Here is a 15,828-nt window from a genome sequence, read left to right on the forward strand (position 1 = left end):
CCCCGCATCCAGGGGCGGTTTCAAGGTCGAAGCGCAACGGCGGGTTTAATGTTTGGAGCCTTGAGGTTGAGCTGCTGAAGCAAGGGTCGCGGCGAAGACCTCGAACGGCGAATGGAAGGCATGAGTGGCACGAGGTCGGCTGTTCAGACTGTCGGCGATAGCGTCAAGTTCGTCCTGACTGTAGACCGAAAGGTCCGTGCCTTTGGGCAGATACTGGCGCAGCAGCCCGTTGGTGTTTTCGCAAGTGCCGCGTTGCCAGGGACTGTGCGGGTCGCAGAAGTACACCTTCACGCCGGTTGCGGCGGTGAGTTCCTTATGCCGCGACATTTCTTTGCCCTGGTCGTAGGTGAAGCTCTGCCGTAATGGCGCGACAATCGAATTGAGTTTGGCGGAGAAGCCGGCCAGCGCTGAAGCGGTGGTGGCATCTTCCATCCTGGCAAGCAGCACCAGACGGCTGGTCCGTTCGACCAGCACGCCTACCGAGGACTGGTTGCCGGCACCCTTGATGAAGTCGCCTTCCCAGTGCCCAGGCAGCAGTCGGTCTTCGATTTCGGGCGGCCGCACATGAATACTGACCATGTCGGGAATCTGTCCGCGCCGGTCTGTGCCCCGTGTACGCGGCATGCGCGTGCTGTGGCCATGGCGCAAGCACGCAATGAGCTGACGGCGCAGTTCGCCGCGCGGCTGGGCGTAGATGGCCGTGTAGATGGTTTCGTGCGAAACCTGCTGGGTCGGGTCGGTCGGATACATACGCTTCAGTGTGCCCGATATCTGCTGGGGTGACCATTTCCACTCGAGCAGAGTGAGAACGATGCGCCAGCAGACGCTTTGCAGGCAAAGCTTTGTGGGGCTGCGGGCCGCGCTGCGGCGTGCGGCACTGAGCGCTTCGGCCGACACGGACGCGTAGCCAGCAGGCAAGCTGTTTCGCGCCAGTTCACGGCTAACGGTGGCTGGCGAGCGCCCGAGTGTCCGGGCCATGGCCCGGACACTCGAACCCTGCAGATGCAGGCTTGCAATGGTCAGGCGCTCTTCGGGTTGATGCTGTTGATACGGAGTTCTTTCGTGCATCACAACACCTTATACGAAACAGGTGTTGCGCTTCAGATTTGAGGCCACCAACGAATTTCTAACTCACGACACCAGGGGGCACGCTACTGGCCATTAGATCGTTTCATTCTAAACGACCGTCCTGTCGTGCCCGACAACATCTTGGCGATTTCGGTCTCGACACGGCGCGAGCAGCAGGCTTATCTAAAATAGACTACGGCGGCAAATAATGTTCCGCATTCTCGAATTTCAGTCATTGAAGTAGTAGCAGAGTACCTGTCTAAATGGACGCACGGTCAATGCGTCGTCGCTCCCGTAACTGGTTGCCCCTGGCGTTATCGCGCTGGCGGGCGCAAAGCACTCCACCCGAGAAACCATGGCCTCAAGGAAACAGATCACGCGCGATGATCCGCTGCAGGGCGATGAGATCTCCATCTCGGATTACCTTCGCACAATCGGCGAGAGCTGGCGTCTAATCGGCATGATTGCGCTCGGCGTTCTCGCGCTGGGATTGTTGTACGGCCTGATGCATCCGACCTTGTACCGGGCCGATGCGCTCATACAGATTGGCACACCCGCGTCCAGCTCTCCCGAAGCCGAAGCGTTGGGCCGGCTTGCCTCGATATTCGATTCGAGGGTGAAAGCCAGTGCAGACGCCGAGATGGAACTCATTCGCTCACGCCTCGTGGTCGGCGAGGCGGTGCAGCAACTGAATCTCCAAACTACGGCGCAACCTCGGTACTTCCCACTTATTGGCCATTGGATTGCGCGACTCCGCAGCGGATCCGCCAGCATGAAACCCCTGTTTGGACTGCGGCAGTTCGCCTGGAGCGACGAGTCGATCGAAGTATCGAAATTCGATGTTCCTCATGCTGCAATCGGCCACAAATTCATCGTAAAGGCGGGACAGGCCCCGTACTTCAAGTTGATTGCACCTGACGGCAAAGCGCTCGGAAAAGGGGAAGTCGGCCACGAGCTGGTGGTGCCTTTCGGCGACGGCAAGGTGTATCTTCTCGTCAATAAGTTATCCGCTTCTCCCGGCGGTGAATTTACACTGAAGTCAAGTTCGATGGAGGCCACGATCCTCGCGCTGAAAGATGCTTTGGTCATTTCAGAAAGAAAGTCGCAAACCGGCATGATCGGTGTTGCCCTGGAGGGACCCGACCCGGTGCGCACTGCGGACATCGTCAATGAGATTGCTCAGCAGTATCTCGCTCAGGATCTTGCAAGGCGTTCGTCCGAGGCCGAACACTCGCTTCTCTTCCTCGAGGGTCAATTGCCGAAGCTGCGGGACGAATTGCAGCAAGCCGAGGATAAGTACAACGCTTTTCGTAATAGCAATGGAACCGTCGATCTGAGTGTGGAAAGCCGGTTGTTGCTGCAACAGGTTGTCGATCTCGATACCGCCTTGCGCGGACTCTTGCAGCAGCGCGACGACATCTCGCAGCATTACAAGGAGGGTCACCCGCTACTTACGGCGGTGGACTCGAAGATCGCCCGATTGCAACAAGACCGCGAAGTGCTGAGCCAGCGTGTTGCCAGTTTGCCGGATAAGGAGCAAAACGCAGTGCGTCTGATGCGCAACGTTCAGGTCGACACAGACCTCTATACGAATCTCCTGAACAGTGCGCAACAGCTTCGTGTCGTCAAGGCGGGCAACGTAGGCAACGTGCGCATTGTCGATCTCGCGGTGCCCCCCGAGAAGTCGAGCAAGCCTAACTGGCAGGTACTATTGTCGTTGTCTGCCGTGCTTGGGCTTGTACTGGGAATCGTCACCGCGTTCCTTCGCAAGGCGTTGTCTGGTGGAATCGAGCGAAGCGCCGAGATCGAGGCCGCCCTTGGAATACCCGTTTGCGCTGTCGTGCCGCACAGCGAACGGCAAATTCGTTTGCAGGAGGCAATGCGCCGCAGGGCTCCGGGCATACATGTGCTTGCTGCGGTATGGCCAGGGGATGTCGCGGTCGAAGGCGTGCGAAGCTTGCGAACAGCGTTGCAATCGATCGGATCGGAAGTCAGGAACAATGTCGTGATGATCACAAGTTCCCGTGCCGGGGTAGGAAAGTCGTTTGTCGCGGCCAATCTTGCAATCGTGTTGGCGACAGGCGGGAAAAAGGTGCTCCTGATCGATGCCGACATGCGCATGGGCGACATACACAGATCCTTCAACCCGGCTGGCGGCCCCGGCTTGACCGAGTTGCTAAAAGGTGCGGCGTTTGACGACGTGGTCGTCCGCGATGTCATGAATGGCGTCGACCTGATCCCGCGCGGGGGCGAGACGCCAAACGCCGCGGACTTGCTCACGACTCGGAGACTGAGCGAGATACTCGATGTTGCATCGCGGCGGTATGACGCTGTCGTCGTCGATACGCCGCCTGTGCTTGCTGTCACCGATGCAACGCTGATCGGCCGGCAGGCCGGTACAACGCTGCTGGTCGTTCGGCACGGTCGGCATCCGGTGGACGAACTGTATGAGGCGCTCAACCGGTTGCGGAGTAGTGGCGTGAACGTGGCAGGAACTCTCTTTACCGATGTTCCGCTCGACAAGACGCGATACGGTTCAGGCTACGGCAGGTCGGACGGGTACGGCAAAAGCGGCGGCGAGTCCAATGTCAGGACAGCCTGAACGAATCGCAAGAAGTATCACGCACAGCGAAGTATCAAAACAAGGAGAAGGAACCATGTCGAACAAGGTTGCACTGGTCACCGGTATCACCGGCCAGGATGGCTCTTATCTTGCTCAATTCCTGCTCGACAAAGGATATGAAGTGCATGGCGTCAAGCGGCGCACCTCGCTCTTCAACACGGATCGCATCGACCATTTATACGAGGACGACCATGCATCGCAGCGCCGCTTTCATCTTCACCATGGTGACCTGACCGACTCGTCGAGCATCTTGCGAATTATTCAGCGGGTGCAACCGGATGAGATCTATAACCTCGCCGCGCAAAGCCATGTTGCGGTTTCGTTTGAAGAGCCTGAGTACACGGCGAACGCGGACGGCCTGGGTGCGTTGCGCATACTGGAAGCCGTGCGAATTCTGGGCTTCGAGAAGACGGCCCGGTTCTATCAGGCGTCGACATCGGAGTTGTTCGGACTCGTGCAGGAAGTGCCGCAACGGGAGGGCACGCCCTTTTATCCGCGCAGTCCGTATGCGGTAGCGAAGATGTACGCGTACTGGATCACGGTCAACTATCGCGAGGCGTATGGCATATACGCTTGCAACGGCATTCTGTTCAATCATGAATCACCCGTTCGGGGCGAGACGTTCGTCACGCGCAAAATTACGCGCGCCATCGCGCGTATTGCAATCGGTTCGCAGAATTGCCTTTACCTTGGCAATTTGTCGGCGAAACGCGACTGGGGACACGCGCGCGATTACGTCCAAATGCAATGGCTCATGTTGCAACAGGACGAGCCGGAAGACTTTGTCATTGCATCTGGCGTGCAATACAGCGTGCGCGAATTCGTTCACCAGGCGGCGTGCGAACTCGGCATCAAGCTTCGGTTTGACGGAAGCGGAGTCGATGAAGTCGGGATCGTCGAAAGTGTGAGCAGCCGGGAATGCCGGGTAGCGCCCGGGACGGTCATCGTGCGAGTGGATCCTCGCTATTTTCGACCGACAGAGGTCGAGACTTTGCTCGGCGATCCGTCGAAAGCCCACGCGAAGCTGGGATGGGCACCGACCGTGACGTTCGGCGCTCTTGTCAGGGAAATGGTGTTGTCCGATTATCAGATCGCCAAGCGGGATGCGCTGATCACGCTGGCTGGCTACAGGGCGTTGGAGCATCACGAGTAAGGACGAAGTTTGGCCGAGTCGGCATGTAACTCAGGAGCGTGTGGAATGTCGCCGCGTTTCGTATTTTCACTCGCTGTCTTTACGCTCTTCGCGGCAGCCTTGGCACAATACGCGGATCAGGCGCTTGGCGCGCTCGGCACCGGAGCAATCAACGTCTGGAACTTAAATTCGGCCGCCATGGATGAAGCAGGTGCTGTCAAGTACGTGAAGGACGCGAGCATCGCCTTGATCGGAGTCGGGTGGCCTCTTGCGCTCGGTTTGAATCGCTTTCGGGGGGGAATGCGTACGTTTATTCTGTTGTTCTTCACGTGGATTCTTTGCATCGTATCGGTGGGAATCGTGCCGTTCATCGCAGGTTGGACGCCATTGTTCTTCCTACCTGCGGGATTGCGCTGGGTTCTGCTGGTTCATGCGTCATTCGGCCTGTTTGTGTTCGCGAGTTTGCTGCCGGCCGAGAAGCAGGGACAAACGGCCCTCGTCCTCGCGTTGCTCGCGCTTGCCGCATTGGACTTTTACGTTGTCCTGCGACAATGGATACAACTCGGACAAATACAGCAAGTTCTATTTGCGCAGGATCGGTACACGGGCTTGTTCAGTAACGCGGCGCTAGCAGGCATGTATGCGATTTCGCTTGCAAGCATGGTGCTCGTTCTGGACCGCGCCCGGCTGTTTTATCGGCTTATATTGCTCTCCCTCGCAGTCGCGATTGCCGTCTCTTCGGGAACGCGATTCGCTATGCTCAGTATCGCGTCCATCGTCGGCGTAGTAGTTTGGGAAACGCTTGGGGGGCGGCTGAGCCGTAATGATCGGATGCTGCTGGTGGTGACTGCGCTACCGATTGCTATTTGGCTCGCAATCGTTGGCTATTCCCACATGGTGGAAGCGGTCGGCCGCGGTGATGTGCTGACTGATCAACTCGACGAAGGCGGTCGTTTATCCAACCTCGGGAAGATAGCGGAGCAGTTGTCAGAGGCAACTCCGGGAGAACTCTTTTTGGGGCGGGGCCTCGGCGTAGGCACGAACACAGCCGTCATGCTCCTCGAGCGTGCGGGCGTCGACCCTGAGCAATACCGGTTCAATCAGATCATCGATAACGCCTTCGTGACGATGCAGTTTCAAATCGGAATTGTGGGTATGCTAATTTTCGCGACGGGTGCGACGGCGTTTTTCTGGCGCATCCGTCCGCGTCATTCGAGGCGTCAGGCAGTTCGCTATGTGGTGTTCGTTGGGATCACGATTGCAGCCTGCATGGACATCAACCTATTCGAGCAGTATCCACTGGTGACGACTCTGATGGTCTGCTTTGGGGACATCTACGGGTGCTCTCTCGGCGCGTATTTGTCCACGCGTCGATCACGTGGCGTTGACTTGCGTGGCACTGAAGCAGGAGTCGCCGACGTGGAGCAGCAGAAATGCTTGTTTTCATAGCCCCTTACAGCGCCTCTAATCGTGGGGCGAATGTGAATCTGGGCGCCGCACGCAAGGTGGAGTTTTTTCTGGCGTTGGCATCGCAACTTTCCAAGGATGTTCTTTTGATCAATACGGGCCACATAGAGGCAGGATGGTCACGTAGAAAATTTCGGGATTCCGTCATCGGCACGCAACGCATTCGGGAGATTTCGCTTCGCTGCTACCCTGTAAGGCCCATCGGCAAGCTGCTGAACCTCTTCGAAGTCTTGGCGCTGAGCGATGAGATAGCGAAGGTCGGCAAGCCCGAAGCCGTATGGATCTATAACGCGTACGCGTTCGAGTCGATGCTCGCTCGCGTGCTGACGCACCGGTTCGGTGCGCGTCTGATCCTCCAGTTCGAAGATTGGCTGCTTTCTCGTCGCCGCTGGCATCCGAAGCCGTTGCTCGACTTCATCGCATGGCGATATGTGTTACCCGCTCCATCGTTATGTCTTGCGGTTAACGATCACTTATCGACACGCGAACATCAACGCAGCGGTTGTCCCGTGGTGCTGTGTCCGGGCGTGGTGTCGGACGATCTCATTGAAGCTTGTGGACAGCGGCGTCCATTCTCGCGAACGGCAGATGCTAGAACGACGGTTGGCTATTTCGGTGGGCTGAGCGTCGAGAAGGGTGCTGACTTGGTTCTCGACCTGATCCGGAAGTCCGGCGGACGCCTCATGTTTCACGTTTGCGGAACGGGTCCGCTGGCATGCGAGTTCGCAAGGCTGTCCGCCGAAGATTACCCGGTGCACTTCCACGGTCGGGTGGACGAAAGAGTCTTGTTCAAATTGATTTCAGACTGTGACGTGCTGGTGAACCCGCATGTTTCGATAGAGAAAATGGGTAACGGGGTCTTTCCTTTCAAGGTTGTCGAATATGTCGCGTCGGGAAGATTGGTCATTTCCACCGAGCTTCCCCCGATGAGCATGAAGGAGATTCACGACGCCATATGCTTTGTTTCTGCGGATGCAAGGTCCATCGCCGATGCGTTGGCAAACGCAGAGCAGACGTATCGCCGCAAACGCATGAGCATCGAACGCGCAATGAAAGCAGCCGCCCAACTTCTGACGCGAGACGCGCTAGAAAGGTCGATATCCAGGGCTTTGAGCAGTCGAATCAAGGACTAGTCCATTGAACCAATGAAATTGCACTGAGCTAATCGTGCATGGGCAAAATGAATCTGAGTGAAACCGAGCGCGAAGAGTTGATGTCGATGCAGCGCAGCCGCACGATGGCCGTTGGCCAGGTGAGGCGTGCGCGGTTGATCTTGCTGCTCGACGAAGGAGCCTCGCGTGCGGCGATCATGGCGGAATTGCGTTGCGATTCGCGTTTCATTACAACGTGGCAAATGCGTTTCACCGGTGAGCGTTTGGCTGGGTTGTACGGTAGACATCCAGGCCGGGCACCGCGACCTGACCTGGCGGGCCTTGAAGCGAGAGTGCTCGACTACACACTGCGACGTAAGCCGGCCGACGGCTCGACACACTGGAGCAGCCGCAAACTGGCGGCACAGTTGGGCATGGCCTTCATGACGGTGCAGCGTATTTGGCGCAAGCACGACATTCGGCCACATCGTCTCGATACCCACATGGTGTCCAACGATCCCGACTTTGAGGCGAAGGCAGCCGACGTGATCGGGCTGTACCTCAATCCGCCGTTGCATGCGGTGGTGTTCTGCGTGGACGAGAAGACAGTCATCCAGGCGCCGGATCGCAAGGACCGGATGTTGCCGCTCTCGCCCGGACGCGCCGAGAGTCATGGCTTTGAATACAAACGCAACGGCACCCTGAGCCTGTTCGCCGCATTGAATGTTGCCACCGGTGAAGTGCTGGGCAAAACCGCGCCACGCCATACCAGTGCCCAGTTTGTTGCGTTCCTCACCGAGGTGGTATGGGCGCAGCCGCGCGAAAAGGAGATTCACGTGATCTGCGACAACGTGAGCAGCCACAAAACCAACGCCGTTCAAACATTTCTGGCTGACCATCCGAAAGTGTGGATACATTACACCCCCACGTATTCGTCATGGCTGAATCAGGTCGAGAACTGGTTTGCACGCATCCAGCGCGACGTCATTGCGCGTGGCGTATTCAGCAGCACCAAGGATCTCAACAAAAAGGTCATGCGTTATATCCGTCAATACAACAAGCAGGCGCGCCCATTGAAATGGAAGTACTCCGATCCATCGCGCCGAATCCGGTGCAATTCATCCGGTTCAACGGACTAGGCCGACGCTTTGATCAAGCCGCTCTAACCGGAATGACCTGTCGTGGCCTTGAAAGTCGCATGATTTGCTGGCCATTGAGGGACGGGAACCGCAGTCGGCAGACGGGTTACCCTGGATACCAGGAGCGGAACTTCAATCCGTGGTGCAGGATCGCGGACGCCGCGTGAATTCGTCAGGCGCTGGCGAGCCCGGTACGGTGCACGTCATTCTCGAAGTCGGCGTAGGATGAGGCGATGCCCTCTCTGAGCGTAATCGTGGGCGCCCAACCCAGAGCGGCGAGCTTCGATACGTCGAGCAACTTTCGCGGCGTCCCATCGGGCTTCGACGAGTCGAATCTCAGCGATCCAGAAAAACCGACGACATCGCAGATCAGTCGTGCGAGGTCGGCAATCGCTATGTCCTTTCCATATCCGACATTAAACATGCCCTCGACCAGGTCGTTGCTCAGCAGGACGAGAACCGCGGACGCCAGATCGTCTACATGAAGGAATTCCCGTCTCGGCAATCCGGAGCCCCATACCGAGAGCGTTTCGAGGCCGTTCAGCTTTGCCTCGTGCGCCTTGCGGATGAGCGCGGCCAGCACATGGCTGCCTTGAAGATCATAGTTGTCGTTGGGGCCATAGAGATTCGTGGGCATCACCGATATGAAGCGCGTTCCGTATTGCTTGTTATACGCTTCACAAAGCTTGTGACCCGCGATCTTTGAGATGGCATAGGCTTCGTTGGTTTGTTCGAGAGCGCTCGTGAGCAGGTAATCCTCTTTTATGGGCTGAGGGCAAAGCTTTGGATAGATGCACGATGAACCGAAGAAGACGAGCTTCTGCGTGTGACTCTTGAATGCTGCATGAATCACATTAGTTTCGATGACGAGGTTCTCGTAGAGAAACGAAGCCGGCTGAGTCGAATTGGCATGAATTCCGCCGACTTTGGCTGCGGCCAGGAGGACGACGTCTATATGCTCTCGGGCGAAGAAATCTATCACGGCGCGCTGATCCAGCAAGTCGAGCGACTGTCTCGAGGCCGTGATCACGTGATCATATCCGGAACTGACAAGGCGCCGTAGGAGAGCCGAGCCGACCATTCCCTTATGTCCGGCGACATAGATGCGAGAGTTTCTGTTCATGTGAATGGCCAATAGTCGAGAGAGACACGTCGGTCGGAACGTGAGTTGCCCCGCCACTTGATTCAAAGGGCTACGACGTGCGATTTCATCAGCTTAGCAATGCATATGGACCATTCAAGGTCATGGCGGACGGTGCCAATATATTGGCGCGGTCCGTGTGCACCTCTCCGCGGTCGTTGCCGAGGATATAAAGGCGAGGTGACGCTGCAACGTAATACCCAGGTCAGCCAACTTCATTCCGTATTCGGCCATCTGACCGTGTCACCGCCGAAGCGATCCTATGCTTCGAGGACGCATGAAGGACGTCCGTGGGCCAATTTATGTCGTAAGCGGCCTTGCTCCCGGAAGGTTCGGTGTGTCGGGATACTACCGGCTCTCTTCGAGGAACAAAAATGGAAGCGCTATCGATAACGGGCAACGCAGAGGTCGTTCATGACTCGAATTTCGAAGTAGTCTCGTTCGAAGGTGAAACGCTCGCCATGATCATCCGGGATTCGTTCTCGAGAAGTGGTGTGAGTTTCTTTACTCCGAAGGAGTTTCCTCAGCAACTCGCGTACATGGAACATCCCGCCGGAAAAGTGATCGACGCGCATCTTCACTGCAAGTTGGTGCGGCAGATCGAATGGACGCAAGAGGTGCTCTTCGTCAAGCGTGGCCGTGTTCTGGTGAAGTTCTATACGCCCGATAAGGACTACCTGTCGAGCCGTGTACTGTACGCGGGCGATGTCATCTTGCTGGCGTCGGGCGGTCACGGCTTCGAGATGCTTGAGGACGCGTCTTTCTTCGAAGTCAAACAAGGGCCCTATATGGGAGAGCAGGAAAAATTGCGCTTCGCGTCCGCACACCTGAGCCGACGCAGTGAAGCGAGCGACGGCCCAGGCGTCGAGCTTGAAGTTAAGGACGGCGCGCGATGATTCCGGTCAACGAACCCCTGCTCGACGGAAAGGAGCGCGTCTATCTGAACGAATGCATTGAAAGCGGGTGGATTTCTTCGGACGGGGCGTTCGTCGAGCGTTTCGAACGTGCGATGGCGGGTTACGTCGGTCGCAGACACGCGATTGCCGTCGCGAACGGCAGCGCTGCGTTGGACGTGGCGGCGGTGGCTTTGCGGCTCGGTCCCGACGACGAAGTTATCATTCCCACGCACACGATCATATCGTGCGCATCGGCCATTGTTCGCACCGGTGCCCGCTTGAGACTGGTCGACTCAAGTCCGGATACGTGGAACATGGACGTGACGAAGATCGAAAGCGCTATCACGAGCCGGACGCGGGCGATCATGGCCGTGCACACTTTCGGTCTGCCGGTGGACATGGCTCCGTTGCTGGATATCGCAAGGAAATACGGCCTCGTTGTGATCGAAGATGCTGCGCAGGCAATCGGACAAACCTATAACGAAGCGAAGTGCGGCAGTTTCGGCGATATATCGTGCTTCAGCTTCTACGCCAACAAGCACATCACGACTGGGGAAGGGGGCATGATCGTCTGCGACGACGACGAGTTGGCTACGCGCGCCAGAAGTTTGCGAAACCTGTGTTTCAAGCCTGAGAGGCGATTCGTCCACGAAGAGCTTGGCTGGAATTATCGGATGAGCAACCTCCAGGCGGCTGTCGGGTTAGCGCAATTCGAGAAGCTAGATGCGCACATCGCGCGAAAGCGCGAGTTGGGCCGCCGCTACGAAAGCCTTTTGCGGGGAGTGCCGGGAATCGGGCTGGCGCCGGTGGCATTGCCATATGCCGAGAATATCTATTGGGTCTTCGGTGTGGTATTGGACGACAGCTTGCCCTTTGGTGCCGACGAGCTCCGGTCCATGCTGGCGGAGGCAGGTGTCAGCGCGCGGCCGTTCTTCTGGCCGATGCACGAACAGCCGGTTTTTCTCAAGCAAGGGATGTTCAAGGGAGAGAATTTCCCGATTGCCGAACGCATGAGTCGCAGGGGATTGTATCTGCCGAGTGGTCTCGCGCTTACCGAAGCACAGCAGGACTACACGGTGGGCGTGGTGCGCGACATGCTGGCCACCGCCTTTTCGCGAAGTTTCTGCAACAGCAGGTCAAGTTCAGCGCGGTGCTGACCGACTGCTCGCCGCAGCAAATATGGCCCGTCACGCAACGGAACAAACACTTAATCCGGGTGGCAGGTGGTCGCACGCGGCTTTCGGCGAGCCGCTTTGACGCGATGCGCTTAGCCAGCGCAGGACTGCCTGGCGGTTCAGGCTCGACTCATCGACGAGGCTGGCTATGACATGCCATTCGTTCTATTTTCCGACGTTTTCTCGCTCGGGCTGTTTCCGAGCATCACCGTTTTCTCGCCACGAATGTCGCTGAGAGATCGGTAGCACTCAACTCGCCGCCCATGCACTTCAAACTGTCCAGGACCTCGAATCCGCTGAGGTCCAGCATCAGTTCGATCTCGGGCTTGAACATGTAGCGCATCACATGCGTCTCGAGGACGGTCTCGACCGACTGCGTTTTCAAATCCGTTAGGAGGATGGTGTAGTTGATCGCGACAGTATTGTCATGAGGACGCATCGTGGGCTCGGCGATTCGTATCACCGCGGTTTCTTCGCTGGAGGCGCGTTTGATGCGTACGTCGGGCGGAGCGGCGAGGACCGCGGGACCGTACCAGCAATCGAACACGAACAGTCCTGATGGCCGCAGGTGCGTCTCAGCGGTGCGACACATCGCCATGAAATCGGAGTTGGTCGTTTGATAGCTGGCAACATGGAAGAGCGAGACGACTGCGTCGTAGAGTTCATTCGTGCGGACGATCCGCGCGTCGCCTTGCTGAAACGTCAGTCGCTTCGCTACTGCGCCTGGCAGAGTGGTACACCTGGCAGCGGCTCGGGCAAGCATATCGGCGCTCATGTCAACGCCAGAAACACAAAATCCCGCGGCTGCGAATTCCGCCGCGTGGCGTCCGGTGCCGCAACCTAGATCCATCACTTGACCTCCAACTATTCCGTACCGCCCGAGCAATCCGGTGACAAACGACGCTTCCGCCTTGTAGTTCTTCTCATGATAGAAAAGATCATAGTATTGCGAATATCTCGTGCTGAAGCTCATGAAGCGACTCCATGTCTGGTCGTATGGCGGTGGCGAAGTCACGCGTGACGCGAACGCGCTCTTGTTTATTCGAAGGCAACCAAAGCCAAAGCCAAAGCTCAGGGTGCGCATGAGAAAGGGTATCTAGCGGGGATTTTCGGACTGCATGCATGACCGTTTTCAGCAAGGTGTTGGCGGATCGTTTCCTTGCTGAAGCCTTCGCCGTCTGATCGGTTTATCGCTCAGCAAGTCCAGTGGGTCGGGAAACCCTGATGAGCGGCTTTATGGTTTTCACTTTCAGCGCTGAAGAAATCAGACGATGTTTTGGTCTTGTTGATACTGGGAGCGACGTTCTCGGCCAGAAACATGCTTTTGGCGGACACCGCGGCAATTGTAGATCGAATATGGCACTAAGCTCACGAGGTCATACGCTTTCCACAGCGTTCCAACGCAAGCCAGAGCAGCGATCTGGAACCGAAGCAAAAAGGAGGTAACGGCATGTCCCACGCTACTAGCTTAGGCAATGCAGGAAATCACGGTATTTTCCACGGATTTAAAGAACGCGCGGTCAAGCTCATAGGAATTTTGTTGTACGACGGTTTTTCGCTGCTTGAAGCGGGCACCCTTGCCGAGGTGCTTCATATCGCCAACGAGATTCAGTCACGCAGTCTGAGAAGAAACGCAACTTACAGCGTCCGTCTAGTCTCTGCCTGCGGTGGGATGATAGCCTGTTCGTCGTCCGTTTGCGTTTGGACCGAGCGCCTGGGCGGCCAGCGGTTCCAAGGCTTCGACGCACTGTATATTGCTGGCGGACCCGGCGCAAAGCGTGCAGCCGCCGACGAAGTGCTGATTGGGTTATTGACCATAGCATGTTCGCAGACCGGCGTCGTCAACCCTCTCGGCAACGGCGACTTGCTTCTGGCGGCAGCGGGCATTTCTCGCCGCGATTGGGCTTCGGTCGATCCGGGCATCTGGAGTCCGAAGACGTCTAACGTCGCGGGGTCGACCGAAGGCGGCGATGCGCTGATCAACTCGCTCGCGCTCGTGAAGCGGGACCTCGGATACGACATCGCGACAGCGGTTGCCGATCACTTCACCGTCTCCAAAGATCAGAATTTGACGACCGTGCTGAGCACCATGGGAACGAACACGCAGGCGGAAAAGGCACAGGAATCCGCGCGCTGGCTCGAGCGAAATTGCGGACGCCCGGTTTCAATAGGCGATGCGGCTCGTACTGTGGCGATGAGCGAGCGGAACTTCCTGCGTCTGTTCAAGCGCGAGATGGGAGTGACACCGTCGCAATATCTTTTGCGAGCGCGCCTCGATCTCAGTTGTGAACTGTTGGTCAGAAGCGACTTGCCGATAGACAAGATCGCTCGCAGGGTTGGACTGACGAATGGCGAGCGGCTTTCGAAGGTGTTCAGGAGGCAATTCTCGATGTCGGCGACGGAATACCGCTGTCGAAAGAAAAGCGGCGCCACGGCCGATCCTGTGGAGAGGTCCGCTTAGGAGTTGGCCAGGGAAAGTTTCGCCGCGAGACAAGGAGGCCTTCGAATCAGTTGGTCGGCATTCAGATTAAAATATTTTCGAGGAGAAACAGATTTTCACGCATCTGTTCGCCTCGGAAGCTCGATGTCCGAGGGCCGCATGAGCGTCATATGAGCCTTGCACAAGGGCTTTTTTCAGGAAGCCGTCGGACCGGCCAAATACCTGCCTTAATCAGTCACGAACGGCACCAGCAAGCTCGCGCAATCTAAATTCAAACAGAGCGCGAGAACCGTTGTCGAGCGCTGCGATCGTCATATAGATGGCCAAGAAACGTGGAGCGAGGAGTGACGAATTCAAACGGTTCCTTGGAACGGCCTATTCGCATGGTCGCGTTTATAGACTATGAACATACCTCTGGGGGGGGGTATCAGCAAGCGAAGAATGCTGCCTTGCTGCTAAAGAGTCTTCCGCCGGAACTTTGCGCGGTTGAGTTTGTGACGACGCGGCGATCCACCATCGATGATCTGCGACGCAGCGGCATTGAGCCTATCTTTTTCCCGGTGCCCCGCTTGCGCGGACTGGCGGCGAGACTCGGTTCAATATATAGCCGTGGAGGCCCGCGCGCGTTTCTGCGGAAACCGGGCAAGATGGCTTCGGTGGACCGCTTGCTTTCGGTGATGCGCGCGGACATTGCGTACTTCACAACGCCGTCCCACCTCGCACTGGCGATTGATCGATTCAACTATCTGTTCACCGTTTGGGATCTGGCCCACCGCGACGACGTCGAGTTTCCCGAAGTCCGGATCAAGCACGAATTCGAGCGTCGCGAATTTCTGTACGGATCTGCCTTGAAGAAGGCCTGCGGCATCTTCGTCGATTCGCAGGCCGGCCGCGAGAAGGTTGTCAGGCGATATGGAGTAGACAGCGAACGCGTGCACTTGATGCCATTCTCGCCCGCCCGCGCGACAGTGCTTTCCGAGGAGGCGTACGTGGAGCACTTCGTCGATGTCAAGACGAAGTATAAAATTCCGCGCGATCTGAAATACGTCTACTATCCCGCGCAGTTCTGGGCGCACAAGAACCATGTGTTTCTGTTGAAGGGACTGCACGCGCTGGAGTCCCGCTATGGCATCCGTGTAGGTGCGGTCTTCACAGGAAGCGATTTCGGCAACATGAGATACGTGCGTTCGGTCGCCGCCGATCTCGGTCTGGGCGACCGTGTGTTCTTTCTCGGTTTCGTTCCGGACGGCGACGTGCCTTACTTGTATCGCGAGTCGGTCGCGTTAGTGATGCCCACATATTTCGGCCCGACCAATCTGCCGCCACTCGAGGCGTTCAGTCTGGGCGTACCGGTCCTTTACCCGGACCTCGAGGCGCTGCGCGAGCAAGTCGGCGACGCGGGACTTCTGGTCGATCTGGCTCGGCCCGACAGCATGGCGGATGCGCTTTTCAGTCTGATCGACCAGCCTGCATTGCGCCAGTTGATGATCGAGCGCGGCACGCGGCGCCTTGCGAGCAACGATGACGCAGCCCGCTTGTCGACGCTACAGCGGGTGCTCGAACGATATCGCACCCGTGCGGTGTGTTGGGGAGAGGAAGTCTGGATGAATTAGAGTACGGTGAGGTCACAGACGAGACGGGCGGGATCCGCGATTG

General features: G+C 57.4%; 12 protein-coding genes. 9 read left to right on the forward strand and 3 right to left on the reverse strand.

The annotated features are described in order from the left end of the window. Positions 1-45: 45 nt before the first annotated feature. Entirely contained in the window at positions 46-1,068 is a 1,023-nt protein-coding gene (locus OKW41_RS08330) for an IS30 family transposase (RefSeq protein ID WP_429572149.1), read from the reverse strand. Between the two features lie 355 nt (positions 1,069-1,423). Between OKW41_RS08330 and OKW41_RS08335 the strand changes: the two genes are divergently transcribed. From OKW41_RS08335 to OKW41_RS08355, 5 genes are read left to right on the forward strand one after another with little or no spacing between them, the layout of a single operon-like run. Next, on the forward strand, positions 1,424-3,670 hold the full coding sequence (locus tag OKW41_RS08335; RefSeq protein ID WP_429572150.1) for a polysaccharide biosynthesis tyrosine autokinase: 2,247 nt from the start codon (positions 1,424-1,426) through the stop codon (positions 3,668-3,670). 55 nt (positions 3,671-3,725) lie between these two features. After that, positions 3,726-4,844 carry a GDP-mannose 4,6-dehydratase gene (gene gmd / locus OKW41_RS08340; protein ID WP_429446161.1) on the forward strand — a complete coding sequence of 373 codons (1,119 nt, stop codon included), beginning with the start codon at positions 3,726-3,728 and terminating at the stop codon, positions 4,842-4,844. 45 nt (positions 4,845-4,889) lie between these two features. Continuing rightward, positions 4,890-6,272 (forward strand): hypothetical protein, encoded by a 1,383-nt coding sequence (locus tag OKW41_RS08345; RefSeq protein WP_429572151.1) that lies wholly within the window; start codon positions 4,890-4,892, stop codon positions 6,270-6,272. Beyond that, positions 6,257-7,423 (forward strand): glycosyltransferase, encoded by a 1,167-nt coding sequence (locus OKW41_RS08350; protein WP_429572152.1) that lies wholly within the window; start codon positions 6,257-6,259, stop codon positions 7,421-7,423. The genes OKW41_RS08345 and OKW41_RS08350 overlap by 16 nt, the downstream gene beginning before the upstream one ends. Before the next feature lie 38 nt (positions 7,424-7,461). Continuing rightward, positions 7,462-8,520 (forward strand): IS630 family transposase, encoded by a 1,059-nt coding sequence (locus OKW41_RS08355; RefSeq protein ID WP_429572153.1) that lies wholly within the window; start codon positions 7,462-7,464, stop codon positions 8,518-8,520. Positions 8,521-8,692: 172 nt separating this feature from the next. Here OKW41_RS08355 and OKW41_RS08360 read toward each other — a convergent pair whose 3' ends face one another. Further along, positions 8,693-9,643, reverse strand: a complete 951-nt coding sequence (locus OKW41_RS08360) for a GDP-L-fucose synthase family protein (RefSeq protein WP_429572154.1) — start codon at positions 9,641-9,643, stop codon at positions 8,693-8,695. A 557-nt stretch (positions 9,644-10,200) separates the two neighbouring features. Here OKW41_RS08360 and OKW41_RS08365 point away from each other — a divergent pair. Continuing rightward, positions 10,201-10,557 (forward strand): hypothetical protein, encoded by a 357-nt coding sequence (locus OKW41_RS08365; RefSeq protein ID WP_429572155.1) that lies wholly within the window; start codon positions 10,201-10,203, stop codon positions 10,555-10,557. Next, complete coding sequence (locus OKW41_RS08370) at positions 10,554-11,714, forward strand: DegT/DnrJ/EryC1/StrS family aminotransferase (protein ID WP_429446177.1); 1,161 nt, start codon at positions 10,554-10,556, stop codon at positions 11,712-11,714. The genes OKW41_RS08365 and OKW41_RS08370 overlap by 4 nt, the downstream gene beginning before the upstream one ends. 223 nt (positions 11,715-11,937) lie before the next feature. Here the strand turns inward: OKW41_RS08370 and OKW41_RS08375 are convergent, their stop codons facing one another. Then, on the reverse strand, positions 11,938-12,705 hold the full coding sequence (locus tag OKW41_RS08375) for a class I SAM-dependent DNA methyltransferase (RefSeq protein WP_429572156.1): 768 nt from the start codon (positions 12,703-12,705) through the stop codon (positions 11,938-11,940). A 477-nt stretch (positions 12,706-13,182) separates the two neighbouring features. Here OKW41_RS08375 and OKW41_RS08380 point away from each other — a divergent pair, with 477 nt between their 5' ends. Both OKW41_RS08380 and OKW41_RS08385 read left to right on the forward strand, forming a co-directional pair. Further along, positions 13,183-14,193: a GlxA family transcriptional regulator gene (locus OKW41_RS08380; protein WP_429572157.1), complete on the forward strand. Its 1,011-nt coding sequence runs from the start codon at positions 13,183-13,185 to the stop codon at positions 14,191-14,193. Positions 14,194-14,516: 323 nt separating this feature from the next. Further along, positions 14,517-15,785, forward strand: a complete 1,269-nt coding sequence (locus OKW41_RS08385; RefSeq protein WP_429572158.1) for a glycosyltransferase family 4 protein — start codon at positions 14,517-14,519, stop codon at positions 15,783-15,785. Positions 15,786-15,828: the final 43 nt, after the last annotated feature.

It is taken from the genome of Paraburkholderia sp. UCT70, from assembly GCF_050434085.1.
In the GTDB taxonomy this organism is placed as follows: Bacteria; Pseudomonadota; Gammaproteobacteria; order Burkholderiales; family Burkholderiaceae; genus Paraburkholderia; species Paraburkholderia tuberum.

Coding starts and splice junctions, on each gene's coding strand:
- OKW41_RS08360 (WP_429572154.1), bottom strand. CDS start 9,643: ATGAACAGAAACTCTCGCATCTATGTCGCCGGACATAAGGGAATGGTC.
- OKW41_RS08380 (WP_429572157.1), top strand. CDS start 13,183: ATGTCCCACGCTACTAGCTTAGGCAATGCAGGAAATCACGGTATTTTC.
- OKW41_RS08330 (WP_429572149.1), bottom strand. CDS start 1,068: ATGCACGAAAGAACTCCGTATCAACAGCATCAACCCGAAGAGCGCCTG.
- OKW41_RS08335 (WP_429572150.1), top strand. CDS start 1,424: ATGGCCTCAAGGAAACAGATCACGCGCGATGATCCGCTGCAGGGCGAT.
- OKW41_RS08355 (WP_429572153.1), top strand. CDS start 7,462: ATGGGCAAAATGAATCTGAGTGAAACCGAGCGCGAAGAGTTGATGTCG.
- OKW41_RS08350 (WP_429572152.1), top strand. CDS start 6,257: ATGCTTGTTTTCATAGCCCCTTACAGCGCCTCTAATCGTGGGGCGAAT.
- gmd (WP_429446161.1), top strand. CDS start 3,726: ATGTCGAACAAGGTTGCACTGGTCACCGGTATCACCGGCCAGGATGGC.
- OKW41_RS08345 (WP_429572151.1), top strand. CDS start 4,890: ATGTCGCCGCGTTTCGTATTTTCACTCGCTGTCTTTACGCTCTTCGCG.
- OKW41_RS08370 (WP_429446177.1), top strand. CDS start 10,554: ATGATTCCGGTCAACGAACCCCTGCTCGACGGAAAGGAGCGCGTCTAT.
- OKW41_RS08375 (WP_429572156.1), bottom strand. CDS start 12,705: ATGAGCTTCAGCACGAGATATTCGCAATACTATGATCTTTTCTATCAT.
- OKW41_RS08365 (WP_429572155.1), top strand. CDS start 10,201: ATGGAACATCCCGCCGGAAAAGTGATCGACGCGCATCTTCACTGCAAG.